This is a genomic window from Curtobacterium sp. BRB10 (assembly GCF_031844325.1).
GTDB classification, from domain to species: domain Bacteria; phylum Actinomycetota; class Actinomycetes; order Actinomycetales; family Microbacteriaceae; genus Curtobacterium; species Curtobacterium poinsettiae_A.
This window is the reverse complement of record NZ_JAUZVA010000007.1, coordinates 61,910-76,793: the sequence shown is the minus strand read 5'-3', so window position 1 is coordinate 76,793 and position 14,884 is coordinate 61,910. Positions and strand designations below refer to the sequence as shown.

The following is a 14,884-nucleotide window of genomic DNA, read 5'->3' as shown; positions in this document are numbered from 1 at the left end:
TTCAGTGGACGCGTCGGATCGAGCCGATGAGGACCGCCGACAGGACGGCCAGCACAGCTCCCACCGTGAAGAGCCCGCCGTACCCGATGCCGGTTCCGAGCGCGATGCCCGCGAGACCCGGCGCGATGAACTGCGGCGCGGTGTTCGCGATGTTGAGGATGCCCATGTCCTTGCCGTGCTCGGCGTCGCTCGGCAGGACGTCGCTCATGAGGGCTTGGTCGACGGCGATGTACACGCCGTAGGCGAGACCCGCAGCCCCGATGAAGCCGAGGAAGGTGCCCGTGGAGGGCCAGAGGATGAGCGGGACGAAGGCCGCCGCGATGATGAGCGACGCGATGACGACGAGAAGCTTGCGACGCTTGATCCAGTCGGAGAGCGGTCCGGAGACGAGGGTGCCGATGCCGGACGCGACCGCGAGCACGATGCCGGAGAGGGCGACCGTACCGGCGACGCCCGCTGCGTCGAGTCCGACGTAGTCCTGCAGCACGAAGTACTGGTAGAGCACGACGCAGTAGAAGGCGAGCAGCAGCACCAGGCGTCCGAAGAGCGCGAGGAGGTAGTCGCGGTCCATCGGGACACGGAACGTGACGAGGATCTCGCGGAACGTCAGGGTCCGCTTCGGCTCGTGACGCGTGGACGAGTCCCGGGCGAAGACCACGAAGAGGATCGTGGTGAGCGCGAGCACGAACGGGACGAGCCCGAGGCCGACGCGGATGTTCGACAGGAACGCCGCCCCGACGACGGAGCCGAGGCTCTGCGCGAGCAGTGTGCCGAACCCGATGAACGCCGAGGCGACGCCGCGTCGTGCCGGCGCGACCCGGTCCGGGAGCACGGCGGCCAACGGCGCGAGCAGTGCGTTGAGGCCGACCTGGAAGACGACGTACAGCAGGACGAGCAGCGGGAACGCGGACACCAGGGACATCGCGCTGAGCGCGAGCGTCGCGACGAGTCCGCCGCCGAGGATCCATGGGTTGCGGCGGCCGAATCGCGAGCGCGTGCGGTCGGAGAGCGAGCCGAACACGATGTTCGCGACGAGACCCGCGACGGCGCCGATCGACGTCAGGGTGCCGTATAGCGCGACCTTCGCGTCGGCGTCGACCTGCTCCATGAGCGCGGGCAGGAGCGTGCCGGACACGCCCGTTGCGAGCATCCAGCCGAAGTTGGCCTGGAAGAGGAGGACGCCGAGGGCACCGAGCTTCTCCCGCTGACGGGGACCAGCGTCGGGGCCGTCGGGATCGGCCGGGGTGGTGGATGTGGGGACGGCCTGCGACATTGCATCTCCTCGCGACGTTGCTGGTGGCTGGGGCCGGGAACTCGGTTACAGTAACACCAAAACCGTTCGCCTGAATGGTTTTTGTTCCCGAGGCGACGACGCGAGGAGGACGGGCACGTGGAGGACGACGCACGCAGGACCACGGCGGAGGGGATCCCCTTCCGCGATCTCGACGGGGACGGGGTGATGGCGCCGTACGAAGACCCCCGTCGTTCCCCGGCGGAGCGGGTCGCTGACCTCGTCCCGCGGTTGTCGCTCGAAGAGAAGGTCGGGCTGATGTTCCAGACCGTCATCGAGAGCGGCCCCGACGGGACCCTGCTCGAGACACCGGGAGCGATCAGCAAGTCACCGACGAGCACCGTCGTCCTCGGCAAGCACATGAACCACTTCAACGTGCACGCGCTCGCGTCCGCACGCAACGCCGCCCGGTGGTCGAACGCCCTCCAGCTCCTCGCCGCGGACACGCCGCACGGCATCCCGGTCACGGTGTCCACGGACCCGCGCCACGCGTTCACGGAGAACAGCGGTCTCTCGTTCTCGGCGGGGCCGTTCTCGCAGTGGCCCGAGTCGATGGGCCTCGCCGCGCTGGACGACGTCGAGACGATCGAGCGGTTCGCACGCATCGCGCGGGACGAGTACCGAGCGGTCGGCATCCGAGCGGCCCTCCACCCGCAGATCGACCTCGCGACCGAACCGCGCTGGGGACGGCAGCTCCAGACCTTCGGGTCCGACACCGACCGGGTCGTCGCCTACACGCGCGCGTACCTCCGCGGATTCCAGGGCGAGACCCTCGGACCGGACAGCGTCGCGTGCACCACCAAGCACTTCCCCGGCGGCGGCCCCCAGCTCGACGGCGAGGACGCGCACTTCCCGTACGGGCGCGAGCAGGTCTACCCGGGCGGGATGTTCGCGGAGCACCTCCGGCCGTTCCGGGCGGCGATCGAGCAGCAGACCGCGGCGATCATGCCCTACTACGGCATGCCCCACGGGCTCGTCCTCGACGGCGAACCGGTCGAGGAGGTCGGCTTCGGGTACAACCGTCGCATCCTGCAGGGACTGCTTCGCGATGAACTCGGCTACGACGGTGTGATCGTCACCGACTGGGAACTCGTCAACGACAACGTCGTCGGCTCCCAGGTGCTCCCCGCGCGGGCCTGGGGGGTCGAGCATCTCGACGCCGCCGGCCGGATGCGGAAGATCCTCGATGCCGGCGCCGACCAGTTCGGGGGCGAGGAGTGCACCGACCTGCTGCTCGACCTCGTCCGGAGCGGCCAGGTCAGCGAGCAGAGGATCGACGAGTCCGCCGCACGCCTGCTCCTGGTGAAGTTCCAGCTCGGCCTGTTCGACGACCCGTACGTCGACGAGGACGCCGCCGAAGCGATCGTCGGCAGCACCGTCTCGCGAGCGGCGGGTGCGTCCGCGCAGGCCCGGTCCGTCACCGTCCTCGAGAACCGTGACCTCGGTGGCACTCCGGTGCTGCCCCTCCGCGCGGGATCGGCGCTCTGGCTCGAGGGCGTCGCCCCCGAGGCCGTGCCGGACGGATACACCGTCGTCGACGACCCCGACCGGGCCGACCTCGCCATCGTCCGGCTGGCGGCGCCCTTCGACCCACGGGACGACCTGTTCCTCGAGGCCTACTTCCACCAGGGCTCACTCGAGTTCCGCCCCGGACTCGTCGCACGGCTGCGGGCACTGGCCGCCCGCGTCCCGCTGGTCGTCGACGTGGCGCTCGACCGACCGGCCGTGCTGACACCGATCGCCGAGGCGAGCACCGCGCTCAGCGTCACCTTCGGCGTGTCCGACGACGCACTGCTGCGGGCACTCACCGGTGTCACGCCTCCCGAAGGTCGGCTGCCGGTCGAAGTCCCCCGGACCATGGACGCGGTCCGCCGGTCGAAGGCGGACGTGCCGAACGACACCGTCGACCCGCTCTTCCGGGTCGGTTCCGGTCTGCGTCTGCGGGTGCCGATCCCGGAGCGGCGGTAGCGTCGCGCACCGCCCCCGCCGCTACGGTTTCCCCGTGAGCACGTCGACCGGCACCCGTGGCCCCTACCGGAAGAGCGTCGAGCGGCGGCGCGAGATCGTCCAGACCGCGCTCGACGTGTTCGCGGAGCGGGGTTACTCCAGCGGTTCGATGCGGGAGATCGCTGCCCGTGCGGGCCTGACGCAGTCGGGACTGCTCCACCACTTCGCCAGCAAGGAGGACCTGCTGACCGAGGTGGTGGAGCTCCGTGACCGACAGGTCGACGAAGCGCTTGCACGGCACGGAGCGCCGCCCCTGCTCGAACGCATGGCGGTAATCGCTGCGCACAACCGCGAGAACAGGAAGCTCAGCAGCGTCTTCGTCATCCTCTCCGCCGAGGCCGTCGCCGAGGAGCACCCGGCACACGAGTACTTCCGACGTCGCTACGAACGGCAACACGTGGAGACGGAACGTGCTGTCAGGGAGGAGCAGCGCTCGGGACGCATCCGCCCGGACCTCGACGCCGGCGCCGTCGCCGCGGGTCTGGTGGCGCTCCTCGACGGGTTCGAGCTGCAGCAGGAACTCCGTCCCGGTTTCGACCCGGAGCGCGCCGTCCGTGCGTTCGTCAGCTCGTTGTCCGTCCTGCCGACCGGGTCCTGACCGGTCCGCGAGGAACGGGCGATGGCAGGACGGGAGCCCGGTGCCAGCTGGCACCGGACCTCCCGTCCTGCGGAGCGTGCGTCAGACCGTCGACCAACCGCCGTCGGACGCGAGCAGTGCACCGTTGACGTTCGCGGCGTCGTCGCTGAGCAGCCACGTGATCGACGACGCGAGTTCGGCGGCGGTCGCCGGTGCGGGGAGCACCGCCTGCATGATCGGGCCGACCCGCGACGCCGCGTACTCGCTCTTCAACGCGCCGTCGATGCCCGTCGCCACGGCCCCGGGCAGCACCGCGTTCGCTCGGACTCCCTGCGGGCCGTGGAAGAACGCCACGCTCTTGGTCAGCCCGAGCACCGCGTGCTTGGACGCCGAGTACGCGGTTCCTGACGCCGACGCGCGGATCGCCGCCTCCGACGCGACGTTGACGATGGCACCTGCGCCGGCATCGACCATCAGCGGCAGGACGGCGCGGATGAGTCGCATCGGACCGGTGACGTTGACCAGGAACACCCGGTCCCATGTCCGGTCGTCGACCTCCGACGGCGGCAGGAACCCGTCCATGATGCCGGCCACGTTCGCGAGACCGTCGACGCGGCCGCCGGCTGCGGCGAGGACCGCCCGGATCGTCTCGTCGCTCGTCACGTCACCGACGACGGTGCGGATGTCCGATCCGGGGTGCTCGGCGGCGAGGCTGTCCAGCCCCGCCTGCACGACGTCCGTGGCGACGACCGCGCCGTCCTCACTGACGATGCGTTCGGCAGTCGCCCTGCCGATGCCGGAGCCTGCTCCCGTCACGATGACGACCTTGCCGGAGAACCGGGAGGTGGAGGTGGTCATGATCTTCCTTCCTGGGGGTACCCGGTGGAGGAACCACCGGGAGCGGATGCGCGCCCCCTCCCTACCGCGCCGGCGCTCGCGCCGCGCGGCCGGTGGAGGCGGGTGCTGCAGGACCGGGCGACGACCGAACGCAGGGCGGTGAGGCCGCCCTCGAGCAGGCCGGCAGCGCGGGCCTGCACAGCGATGTTGCCGATGGCCGTCGCCTCGACGGGGCCGGCGATCACCACGAGCCCGGTCCGGTCGGCGAGCGACTGACACAGCAGTTCGTTGAGGGCGCCCCCGCCGATGACGTGCACGACGTCGACCCGGTGCGTCGGTACGAGGTCCAGTGCGGCTCCGAGCGCCTCAGCGAAGCCCGCCGCGATGCTCTCGACGATGCACCGGACTGTCTCGACCCGGCCGGACGGTGGACGGAGTCCGCGGTCCTCCAACCACGCGACGATGCGCCCGGGGACGTCGCCGGGGCGGAGGAACACCGTGTCGTCGACGTCGAAGACCGGCTGACCGGAGGGCACCTCCGCTGCTCGCTGCAGCAATTGGTGCAACAGGCTCGATCGTTCCGCATCGCCGGCGTCGGGTTCCCAGTACCGCAGGCTCTCCGAGAGCAACCACAGTCCCATGACGTTCCGGTGGAACGTCGTGCGTCCGTCGACGCCGGCCTCGTTCGAGAACCCGACCTCGCGTGCATCGGCAGAGATCACGGGTGCATCGAGCTCGAGACCGACGAGCCCCCAGGTGCCGCACGACACGTACGCGAAGTCACGGCCCACGTTCGGCACGGCGACGATCGCGGACGCGGTGTCGTGGGCTCCGACGGCGACGATGTCGAGTGGCCGTCCGATCACAGACGACGGCGCTCCTGCAACACTTCCGATCGTGGTGCCCGCCTGGACCAGGTCCGACACCAGTGAGACGGGGAGCTGGAGTCGACGGAGCAGGTCCTCGTCCCACGTGCGCGTCGTCACGTCGAGCAGCCCGCTCGTCGACGCGATGGTCTCCTCGGTCGCCTGACGTCCGGTCAGCCAGAAGCACAGCAGGTCGGGGACGAACAGCATCCGGTCCGCCCCACCGAGGTCCTCCGCCTCGGCGGCGAGTTGGTACAGGGTCGTGAAGGGAAGGTGTTGGAGGCCGTTCCGCCGGTACAGGTCCTCGGCCGACACCGCGGCGTGGACAGGGGCGATCACCCGGGCTGTCCGGTCATCGCGGTAGTGGTGCGGGATGCCGCGCAGGCGCGCGTCGCGGACGATCCCGTAGTCGACCCCCCAGGTGTCGATCCCAGCGCTGATCAGGTCGCCGGGCGCAGCGCGCTCCGCCGCTGCCAGCGCTGCGACGACGTTCCGGTAGAGCGACGTGACGTCCCAGTGCAGTCCGTCGGGCAGGGCGACCGGATCATTCGCGAAGCGCGTCACGGTCCGCGTGACCAGCTTGCCGCTCTCGACGTGGCCGAGGACGACACGACCGCTGGACGCACCGAGGTCCACGGCCGCGAGTGTCCGCGACGCCGTCATGGTCCGGTCGAGGCGTCGGTGAGCACTGCTGTCGCGGCCAACGATGCACGTCGGAGGAGCTCGTCCGGACGGGTGTCGATGCGTGCCACCTCAGCAGGGTCCATGAACTCGACCGTGCCGGTCGACCTCGCGCCCACGAGCACCCTCGCGACCTTCACGGCCATCTCGGTGATGTGCACGACATCAGCTGCGGTGGCCCCCAGCGCGAACATCCCGTGGTTCCGCAGGTAGATGACGCGCGGCGGCCGCGTCCGCTCCCGGAGCAGGGACCGGACCGTCCGAGCCAGGGCCAGGCCCGGATCGACGTAGGGGACGAGCATCGGGTCGGCGCCGAGGACGACGATCTGGTCGGGGAAGAGCGCGCCCCGGACCAGCAGGTCTGCCTGGACCGAGCAGAGCAGGGAGTTGACCGCGACCGGGTGCGTGTGGCCGACCACCTCGACGCCGGGTACCTCCAGGCAGACGGCGTGCAGGAGTGCCTCCACGGACGGACGCCGTCCGCCGTTCGACGCCGCGGCGGCGTCGAACAGGGCTGCCACCTCGGCGTCGCCGGCGTCCGGGTCGTCGATCAGACGGAGCAGATCCGCCAGCGCGACGGTGACGATGTCGTCGTCGGTCGCGTTCGCCATGAAGGCGCCGCTGGCCTTCACGTGGACGAGCCCACCCGTTCCGCGGCCAGAGACGTTGCCCTCGGCGAGGGTGGCCCAATCGCGTTCCGGACGGCCGAGCTCCCGCGCGAGCTCGCTGAGGGTGGTGATGGTCTGGTCGTCGTGCATGCTCCGCTCCGTCGCTTCCTCGGCCGGTCGTTCAGAACGCAAGACGCTGCGGCTCGGGGCCGAGGTCGGCGCTCTGCGGTTCGGGAACGGCGAACCCGTTCGCCCGGTACGCCTCGTAGTCGAATCGTTCGCACTCGTCGTACCCGATCCGGTGGTACTCGGTGAACCCGTCCCAGTCCTCGTACCCGTCACCGAGATCGCTCTCGAGGAAGGCGTCGGCCATGGCCATCCCGAGCCGTGGCGCGGTGTGGAAGGCCCCCATCGCGAGCACGTTGGCGTTGTTCGCCGTCACTGCTCGCCTGGCGGTCTCGACGCTCTCGCACACCGCGGCGTGCACGTGCGGGCACTTGCTCGCCGCGATGTGGATGCCCATGCCCGACCCGCAGAAGGCGAGCGCCTTCGGGAACCGGGCCTCGGCGATCTGTGCGCCGATCAGGAAGCCGACCCGGTGGTACATCGGGACGTCGTCCAGGTCGGGGGTCAGGTCGGTCACCGCCCATCCGCGGCCCTCGAGGTGCGCCTTGACGGCTTCCTTCAACGCGAAGCCCGCGAAGTCGGCGCCGACGACGACTCGTCGTTCGGTGGTGTTGCTCATCGTCCTCGTGTCCTGTCCCGCCGCGCCGTCAGGCACCGACGACCGTTCCTGCAGTCTCGGCGACGACCTCGTGGCGGCCGTCCCGCAGCGTCTGTTCCGTCCCGTCCGGGAGCCGCAGCACCGCCTCCGTGCCGACGGGCACGAGCAGTTCCACGCGCAGCGTCCCGTCGTCGACACGCCAGTCGATGCCGGCGGTGCCGTGCGGGGTGTCGAGGTGCGCCGACGCGGAGGTGATGCCGCCGCCGGGAAGCGGGGCGAACAGGATCCGCTCGGAACCCGGCGCGGCCGGTCGGATGCCGGCGACGACCCGGTGCAGCCAGTCGGCGACCGAACCGAGCGCGTAGTGGTTGAAGCTGGTCATCTCGCCGGGGTTCACCGTGCCGTCGGGCAGCAGGGCGTCCCACCGTTCCCAGATGGTCGTCGCGCCCATGCCGACCTGGTAGAGCCAGCTCGGGCAGGCCTCCTGCGTGAGGAGCCGGTACGCGGTCTCCCCGTGCCCCGTCTCGCTCAGCGCGTGCAGGACGAACGGGGTGCCCACGAAGCCGGTCGAGATGACGAACCCCGCCTCGGCGATGAGTTCGGCGAGGCGCTGCCCCGCGGCGGCGGCCTGGTCGCCGTCCACGAGACCGAACACGATCGCGAGTGCGTACACCGTCGGCGCGTCCGACCGGATCCGGCCGTCCGCCTCGACGTACGCGGCCCGGAAGCCGTCGCGGATGCGCGCGGCCACCGCCGTCCGGTGCGCTGCGAGGTCGTCGTCGCCGAGCACCGCGGCGATGCGCGCCGCGGTCGACATCGTGCGGTACATGCACGCCGTCGCGACGACCTCGCGGTCAGCGCGGGCGGCACGCGGGTCCTCGGGCGGAGCGGCCGGGTCGAGCCAGTCCCCCAGCTGGAAGCCGGCGGTCATCGTGCCCGCCTCGTCCAGGGAGTCCTCGACGTACCGGACGTACCGGTCGATCGAGTCACGCTGCTGGGCGAGCACGCCGGCGTCGCCGTACTGCTCGTACACGGTCCAGGGGATCCAGACGGCACCGTCCTGCCAGAGCGCCATGGGGCCCGGACGGAAGTCGCCCCACCCGCCCTCCGGCGCCTCGACCACGGACTCCTCGAACTTCTGGGAGTTCGGGGCGATGAGTGGGACCTGCCCGTCGGCCATCTCCTGCTCGAGCGAGAGGTCGACCAGCCAGTCGGTCAGGAACTCGCGGACGTCGAACAGGTAGGCCGCGGTCGGCGCGAACGCAGCCAGGTCTCCGACGTACGCCATGCGCTCGTCCCGCTGCGGGCAGTCGGTGGGCAGACCGACGAAGTTGCCCCGCATCCCCCACACGACGTTGCGGTGGAGCTGGTTGACCCGCTCGTCGGAACACGCGAACGTCCCGGTGCGCCGCAGCGCGGAGCCGATGACGACGGCGCGGACCCGGTCCGTGACGGTCTCGGCGGCCTCCGGCCACCCGGAGACCCGGGCGTAGCGGAAACCGTGGAACGTGAAGGTCGGCTCGAACGTGTCCTCGTCGCCGGAGAGCGTGTACCGGTCGGTCGCCTCGGCCGAGCGGAGGGGCCGGACGGCGAGGTCGCCGTCCTCGAGGACCTCGGCGTGCCGCACCACGACCTCGTGTCCGCGCGGCCCCCGGACCGTCACCCGCAGCCACCCGGCGATGTTTTGCCCGAAGTCGAGCAGCAGGTCGCCGTCGTCCAGCACCTCGACCAGTGTCGGGACGAGCTCCTCCTGCGCGCGGATGGGCGGCGCGGACGAGGCGACGATCGTCCCGGCGTCGAACTCGACGGTCCGCACGGGCAGGGTCGAGGGGAAACCCGGGTGGTGCGCGTCGCGCGGGTGCGCTCCGGTCGCGTCGATGGTCTGGCCGTCGTAGAGGTCGTCGGCCGTGGTGCCGCTGTCCGCAGCCGACCAGGTTTCGTCCGTGGCGACCCGCTGCGTGTGTCCGTCGGCGTACTCGAGCACGAGCTCGGCGGAGGCGGCGCGCTCGTCGCCGTAGGCGGCGCGCAGGCCGTTCCACCCGAGGCGCCCGCGGTACCAGCCGTTGCCGACGTGCAGGGCCACGGTGGTCGTGTCCCCGACGGCGTCGGTCACGTCCCACTCGACGGCACGGAGCCGGCGTTCGTAGGTCGTCCACCCCGGGGTGAGCAGGTCGGCCGAGGCACGGACGCCGTTCACCCACGCGTCGACGATGCCGAGCGCCGTCGCGCGGAGCCGCGCCGAGACGACGGCGCCGTGTCCGGTCTCGGCCGCGACGGTCCGCACCAGGACGGGGGCGCCCGCGGTGTCGGCGGTGATCATGGGTGCGGTCCACACGGTGTCGCCGGTCATGCCGAGACCTCCAGTTCGGTGTGCAGGGTCGCGGCGGAGTCGCCGCCGGCCCAGATGTCGATGGTCGTGGTGTCCTGGACGACACCGCGCGTCGCGGCGCTCCAGTAGCTGAGCTGGTCCGGGCCGAGCTCGAAGGTGACCGTCCGGGTGGCGCCGGCGGGCACGGCGACGCGCTGGAACCCCTTGAGCTCGCGGACCGGTCGGCTCGACGTCCCGTGCCGCTGGTGCACGTAGAGCTGCACGACGTCCTCGCCGTCGCGTGCGGACGTGTTCGTCACGTCCACCGAGACCGTGGTGGTCTCGCCGACCGGCAACCGGTCGGTACCGACCGTCAGTCCCGCGTACGCGAACGTGGCGTAGGTCAGGCCGTGGCCGAAACGGTACAGCGGTGCGCCGTCGCCGTCGAAGTACCGTGCGTCCTGGTCCTCCGGAGCGAAGGTCCGCAGGTGCGCGTAGGTCGCGGGGACCTGACCGACGTGGCGCGGCCATGTGAAGGGCAGACGACCGGCGGGTTCGGCGTCACCGAAGAGGACGGCGGCGACCGCGTCGCCACCGCGGGTGCCCGGGTACCAGGCCTGGAGGATCGTGGGGACGTGCTCGTCCGCCCACCGCAGGTCGAGCGGTCGCCCGGAGAGCACCACGAGCACGACCGGCGTGCCGGTCGCGACGATGCGTTCGAGCTGCTCCTGCTGCCGGCCCGGCAGGTCGAGGGTGGACACCGAGGCCTTCTCGCCGATCTGGTTCTGGGGCTGCCCCACGACCACCACGGCCAGGTCGGCTCCGGCAGCGGCGGCCACCGCGCGGTCGAGTTCCCGGTCGTCGTCGTGGTCGGCCGGGGTCGGCTGGACGCTGGGGTCCATCGCGTCGAAGGGCGACGGGTGGACGCGCCCGGGGATCCCGACGCCGGGGGCGTGCTCGATCCGGGCGTCGTCACCGAGTCGGTGGCGCAGCCCGTCGACGATGCTGACGGCCTCGGCCGTGTCGTGCTCGAACACCCACGGGCCGATGGTGTCCCGCTTGCTGTCCGCGAGCTGACCGATGACGGCCACACGCTGCGCGGACGTGTCCGACAGGGGCAGGAGCGCCCCCTCGTTCTTCAGCAGGACGACGGACCGCTCGGCGGCGGTACGGGCGAGTTCGCGGTGCTCCGGAGCGTCGAGCACCTCGGCGGCGGCGGCCGCGTCGACGAACGGACGCTCGAACAGCCCCAGCCGGAACTTCGCGGTCAGGACGCGGGCGACGGCCCGGTCGAGGACGGCCTCGTCGACGAGTCCGTCGCGGACCGCTGCCGGCAGGTTCGCGAACGCCGGCTCGAACGTCGTCATCTCCATGTCGAGCCCGGCGTCCAGGGCGCGCGCCGCGGCGTCGGTCTGGTCCTTCGCGAAGTGCTGCACCTCGAGCGAGCGCACCGCGTTCGCGTCGGACACCACCCAGCCGTCGAAGCCCAGCTCGCCGCGGAGCACGTCCGTGAGCAGCCATCGGTTGGCGGAGGCGGGGACCCCGTTGAGGTCCATGTAGGCGCTCATCACGTTCGCTGCGCCCGCCTCGACGGCGGCCCGGAACGGTGGGAGGTACACGTTCCACAGGTCGGCGTCGGACACGTCCGCATCGTCGTAGTCCCGACCGCCCCGCGCCGCGCCGTACCCGACGAGGTGCTTCGGACCGGCGAGCACGTGCTCGTCGTCCAGGTCGCCCTGGAAGCCGCGGACCTGCGCAGCGGCGACGGCCGCGCCGAGGACGGGGTCCTCACCGGCGCCCTCGATGATGCGACCCCACCGCGCGTCCCGGGTGACGTCCACCATCGGGGCGAACGTCCAGTGGATGCCGACGGCACGCGATTCCCGGGCGGCGACGCCCTGCACGGCCTCGATGAGCTCCGGGTCCCAGCTCGCCGCGAGCGCGATCGGGACCGGGAAGATCGTGCGGAGACCGTGGACGACGTCGAAGCCGAACAGCAGCGGGATCCCGAGGCGTGTGTCCTCGACGGCCGAGCGCTGCAGCCGGTTCGCGAGGTTCGGTTCGCGGACGAAGAGCACCGAGCCGGCGCCGCCCGAGGCGACCGCGCGTTCGACCATCCGCGGCTGCTCCACGAAGGCGCGGTGCTCCGGCGGCAGCGAGTCGAGGTCGAAGTCGTCCGGTACCCGCTCACCCGTCCCCATGTAGAAGTACTGGGACAGCTGCCCGGCCTTCTCCTCCACGGTCATCCTGGTGAGCAGGTCGGCGACCCGTGCTTCGACCGTGAGGTCGGGGTCCCGGTACGGCGCTGTACTCATCGGTGGTGCTTCTCCATCTGGTTCTGGTGGTTCGTGTGCAGTGCTGACCCGGTTCGTCGCGGTCTCCCGCGTCGACACTCAGGCCGGCGTCGTCGCGGTCGGCATCGGGGCGGGACGCGACGACCCGGCCGTCGCCCCCGGTGCGTCGGTCGACCGCTCCTCCGCTTCGACGCGGACGGTGACGGTGACGGGCGCGAGTCCCTCGGCCGCGACGGTGACGGTGATGGTCCCGGGGCCCGTGGGTCGCACGATCGCGAGCGCGCGACCGTCGTACGTCTCGGAGGTGCCGCTGTCGAACCGCTCGCGCTGGTCCGGGCGTCCGCTCCCCACGGCCACCAGGTTGGCGGGTCCCTCGACGAGGACGTGCACCCGCCGGTCCGCGGCGTGCACGAGGCTCCCCGCCGCGTCCCGGAGTTCGATCGGGACGAACGCGAGCGCGGCGCTGTCGGTGCCGATCCTGGTGTCCTCCGCCCACGCGGTCAGGACGGTGTCCCCGGTGGCGGAGCGGAGGACGGTCCGTCCGCGCTCGCTGCCGGCGTCGCGGGCGATCGCCACGAGCGTGCCGGGCTCGACGACGACCTCGAACGTGGCGAGGAACGCGTGCGCCCGCCCGGCGGGGCGACGGCCCAGCGACCGGCCGTTGAGCTCGAGCTCGACCTCCTCGGCGGTGCTGTACACCTCCACCGTGGTCTCCTTCCCGACGGCGTCCGGCCAGCTCCACCCGCCGACCGTGTCGGACCACGCCCACTGACCCGCGAAGGACGGACGGCCGTGGTTCTCGGGCCGCTGCACGGCGATGTACGGTTCGTCCCGGAGCCCGAACACGGTCTCACGGTAGTACGACACCGGCCGCCGGTGGCCCGTGACGTCCACGTCGCCGGTCCAGGCCGTGAGCCACGGGAAACCGGCTTCGAAGGTCGGCTGCTCGCCGTCCTCCAGGTAGGTGATGCGACCGGCGCCCGCCTCGCCGAGGTAGTCCCAGCCGGTCCAGGTGAAGTCGCCGAGCACGTGGTCGAACTCCTCCACCAGGCCCCAGTTGACGGCGATGTGGGACGGGAACGTCTCGGTGCCGAGGATGATGCGGTTCGGGTACAGGTCGCGGTCCATCGCGTAGCGCGCGTCCCCGTAGTTCATGCCGGCCACGTCGAGGACCGAGAAGGCCTCGGCGGTCTTCGCGGTGACCTGGGGCGACGCCGACACCTGGTTCATGAAGTCGCCGGCGTTCATCGCGCCGTTGACGCCCTGGTCCTCGGCGGCAGCGGCGGCGGCAGCGTGCGCCTGCATCATCTCGGCGACCTCGGCCAGCGCAGCGACGAAGCCGTTCACGCCGTTGGTGACGTACCGGGTCTCGTCGAGCGCGCGCACCTTCTCGGCCAGCGCTCGACCCCACTGTCCCGCGAGTCCGTCGCCGTTCTCGGGGTTCTCGTTCCCGATCGAGTACATGATCACCGACGGGTGGTTGTAGTCCTTGGCGACCATCGCCTCGACGTCGCGCTCCCACCATTCTGGGAACGCCAGCGAGTAGTCGTGGGACGACTTCGACACCGTCCAGACGTCGGTGAGCTCGTCGACCACGAGCATCCCGAGTCGGTCGCACGCGTCGAGCATCGCCTGGCTGATCGGGTTGTGCGAGCTGCGCACGGCGTTGAAGCCCGCTTCCTTCAGGATGCGGACCCGGCGCTCCTCGGCTGCACCGACCGCCGCTGCTCCGAGCAGGCCGTTGTCGTGGTGGATGCACGCCCCGCGGAGCTTGACGGTCCGCCCGTTGAGGCGAAGGCCCCGTCGCGGGTCGAGCTGGAGCGTCCGGATGCCGAACCGGGTCTCGGCCGTGTCGACGACGTCGAGCACGTCCTCGAGCGCGCTCGTCACCGTGTAGAGCGCGGGGTCCTCGACGTCCCACCGCACCGGGGAGTCGACGTACAGCCGCTGACGGACGGTCACGACCTCGCCGGCCCGGAGGGTGACCGGGGCGACGTCCACGGCGACGTCCGCACCGCCGGGCGCACGCAGACCGGTGCGGAGCGCGAGCGTCGACGTCGACAGCGAGGCGTTGCGGACGTCGGTCGCGACCTCGACGACGGCCCGTTCCTCGTCCACGTCCGGAGTCGTGACACGGACGCCGTTCGGCACGAGGTGCACGAGCTCGCGCACGTGCAGGACCACGTCCCGGTGGAGGCCGGAGCCCGTGTACCAGCGCGAGTCCTCGTGGGCGCGCACGTCCACCGTGACCGTGTTGGTCTCGCCGTACCGCAGGAAGGGGTCCAGGTCGACCGTGAAGGTCGAGTAGCCGTTCGGGCGCTGTGCTGCGAACACGTCGTTGACGAAGACGACCGCGTCACGGTACGCGCCCTGGAACTCGATCGACACGCGCTTGGTGCGGTACGACTCCGGGACGTCGAACCGCTTTGCGTACGTGAACGCACCGCTCGGGAAGTACCCGTTGTGCGGTCCCTCCCCCGCGCTCGGCGACCGCTCGAGCGCGAACTGGGCGTCGTGCGGGAGCGTGACCTCGGTTGCGTCCGACGACGCGCCCTGCAGTGCTGCGTAGATGCTGGTCTTGGGGCCGACGGTCCAACCGTGGTTGAACGAACTGCTGGTCATGGTGTTCCTCGTGCGGTTCTGGGAGCGGGGCTCGGTGGGCGGGGCCGGTCGTCGACCGGCCCCGCCACG

Annotated in this window: 10 protein-coding genes; 2 read left to right on the top strand and 8 right to left on the bottom strand. The window is 71.4% G+C overall.

Going from position 1 to position 14,884, the window contains the following annotated elements; translation table 11 throughout:
- Nucleotide 1: 1 nt before the first annotated feature.
- On the bottom strand, nucleotides 2-1,273 hold the full coding sequence (locus Q9R26_RS15690) for an MFS transporter (RefSeq protein WP_311227810.1): 1,272 nt from the start codon (nucleotides 1,271-1,273) through the stop codon (nucleotides 2-4).
- A gap of 117 nt (nucleotides 1,274-1,390) precedes the next feature.
- Here Q9R26_RS15690 and Q9R26_RS15685 point away from each other — a divergent pair, with 117 nt between their 5' ends.
- Both Q9R26_RS15685 and Q9R26_RS15680 read left to right on the top strand, forming a co-directional pair.
- On the top strand, nucleotides 1,391-3,259 hold the full coding sequence (locus Q9R26_RS15685) for a glycoside hydrolase family 3 protein (protein WP_396136836.1): 1,869 nt from the start codon (nucleotides 1,391-1,393) through the stop codon (nucleotides 3,257-3,259).
- 34 nt (nucleotides 3,260-3,293) lie between these two features.
- Entirely contained in the window at nucleotides 3,294-3,896 is a 603-nt protein-coding gene (locus Q9R26_RS15680) for a helix-turn-helix domain-containing protein (RefSeq protein WP_311227809.1), read from the top strand.
- 81 nt (nucleotides 3,897-3,977) lie between these two features.
- Here the strand turns inward: Q9R26_RS15680 and Q9R26_RS15675 are convergent, their stop codons facing one another.
- The 7 genes from Q9R26_RS15675 to Q9R26_RS15645 all read right to left on the bottom strand — a co-directional run bounded on the left by Q9R26_RS15675 (nucleotide 3,978) and on the right by Q9R26_RS15645 (nucleotide 14,815).
- A complete protein-coding gene (locus Q9R26_RS15675) occupies nucleotides 3,978-4,733 on the bottom strand; it encodes an SDR family NAD(P)-dependent oxidoreductase (RefSeq protein WP_311227808.1) in 756 nt (251 codons plus the stop codon).
- The gene (locus Q9R26_RS15670) at nucleotides 4,730-6,214 is read right to left on the bottom strand and encodes a rhamnulokinase family protein (protein WP_311227807.1); all 1,485 of its coding nucleotides are present in this window, start codon (nucleotides 6,212-6,214) and stop codon (nucleotides 4,730-4,732) included. The genes Q9R26_RS15675 and Q9R26_RS15670 overlap by 4 nt, the downstream gene beginning before the upstream one ends.
- A gap of 23 nt (nucleotides 6,215-6,237) precedes the next feature.
- On the bottom strand, nucleotides 6,238-7,017 hold the full coding sequence (locus Q9R26_RS15665; protein WP_311227806.1) for a class II aldolase/adducin family protein: 780 nt from the start codon (nucleotides 7,015-7,017) through the stop codon (nucleotides 6,238-6,240).
- A gap of 31 nt (nucleotides 7,018-7,048) precedes the next feature.
- The gene (locus tag Q9R26_RS15660) at nucleotides 7,049-7,612 is read right to left on the bottom strand and encodes an RpiB/LacA/LacB family sugar-phosphate isomerase (RefSeq protein WP_311227805.1); all 564 of its coding nucleotides are present in this window, start codon (nucleotides 7,610-7,612) and stop codon (nucleotides 7,049-7,051) included.
- A gap of 28 nt (nucleotides 7,613-7,640) precedes the next feature.
- Complete coding sequence (locus tag Q9R26_RS15655; protein WP_311227804.1) at nucleotides 7,641-9,941, bottom strand: family 78 glycoside hydrolase catalytic domain; 2,301 nt, start codon at nucleotides 9,939-9,941, stop codon at nucleotides 7,641-7,643.
- Nucleotides 9,938-12,214, bottom strand: a complete 2,277-nt coding sequence (locus tag Q9R26_RS15650) for a glycoside hydrolase family 3 N-terminal domain-containing protein (RefSeq protein WP_311227803.1) — start codon at nucleotides 12,212-12,214, stop codon at nucleotides 9,938-9,940. The genes Q9R26_RS15655 and Q9R26_RS15650 overlap by 4 nt, the downstream gene beginning before the upstream one ends.
- Before the next feature lie 78 nt (nucleotides 12,215-12,292).
- Nucleotides 12,293-14,815 carry a glycoside hydrolase family 2 TIM barrel-domain containing protein gene (locus Q9R26_RS15645; protein ID WP_311227802.1) on the bottom strand — a complete coding sequence of 841 codons (2,523 nt, stop codon included), beginning with the start codon at nucleotides 14,813-14,815 and terminating at the stop codon, nucleotides 12,293-12,295.
- Nucleotides 14,816-14,884 lie beyond the last annotated feature (69 nt).

What these genes read in the sequence shown, in the direction of transcription:
- Q9R26_RS15690 (WP_311227810.1), bottom strand. Translation starts at nt 1,273, where the DNA reads ATGTCGCAGGCCGTCCCCACATCCACCACCCCGGCCGATCCCGACGGC.
- Q9R26_RS15675 (WP_311227808.1), bottom strand. Translation starts at nt 4,733, where the DNA reads ATGACCACCTCCACCTCCCGGTTCTCCGGCAAGGTCGTCATCGTGACG.
- Q9R26_RS15665 (WP_311227806.1), bottom strand. Translation starts at nt 7,017, where the DNA reads ATGCACGACGACCAGACCATCACCACCCTCAGCGAGCTCGCGCGGGAG.
- Q9R26_RS15660 (WP_311227805.1), bottom strand. Translation starts at nt 7,612, where the DNA reads ATGAGCAACACCACCGAACGACGAGTCGTCGTCGGCGCCGACTTCGCG.
- Q9R26_RS15655 (WP_311227804.1), bottom strand. Translation starts at nt 9,941, where the DNA reads ATGACCGGCGACACCGTGTGGACCGCACCCATGATCACCGCCGACACC.
- Q9R26_RS15650 (WP_311227803.1), bottom strand. Translation starts at nt 12,214, where the DNA reads ATGAGTACAGCGCCGTACCGGGACCCCGACCTCACGGTCGAAGCACGG.
- Q9R26_RS15645 (WP_311227802.1), bottom strand. Translation starts at nt 14,815, where the DNA reads ATGACCAGCAGTTCGTTCAACCACGGTTGGACCGTCGGCCCCAAGACC.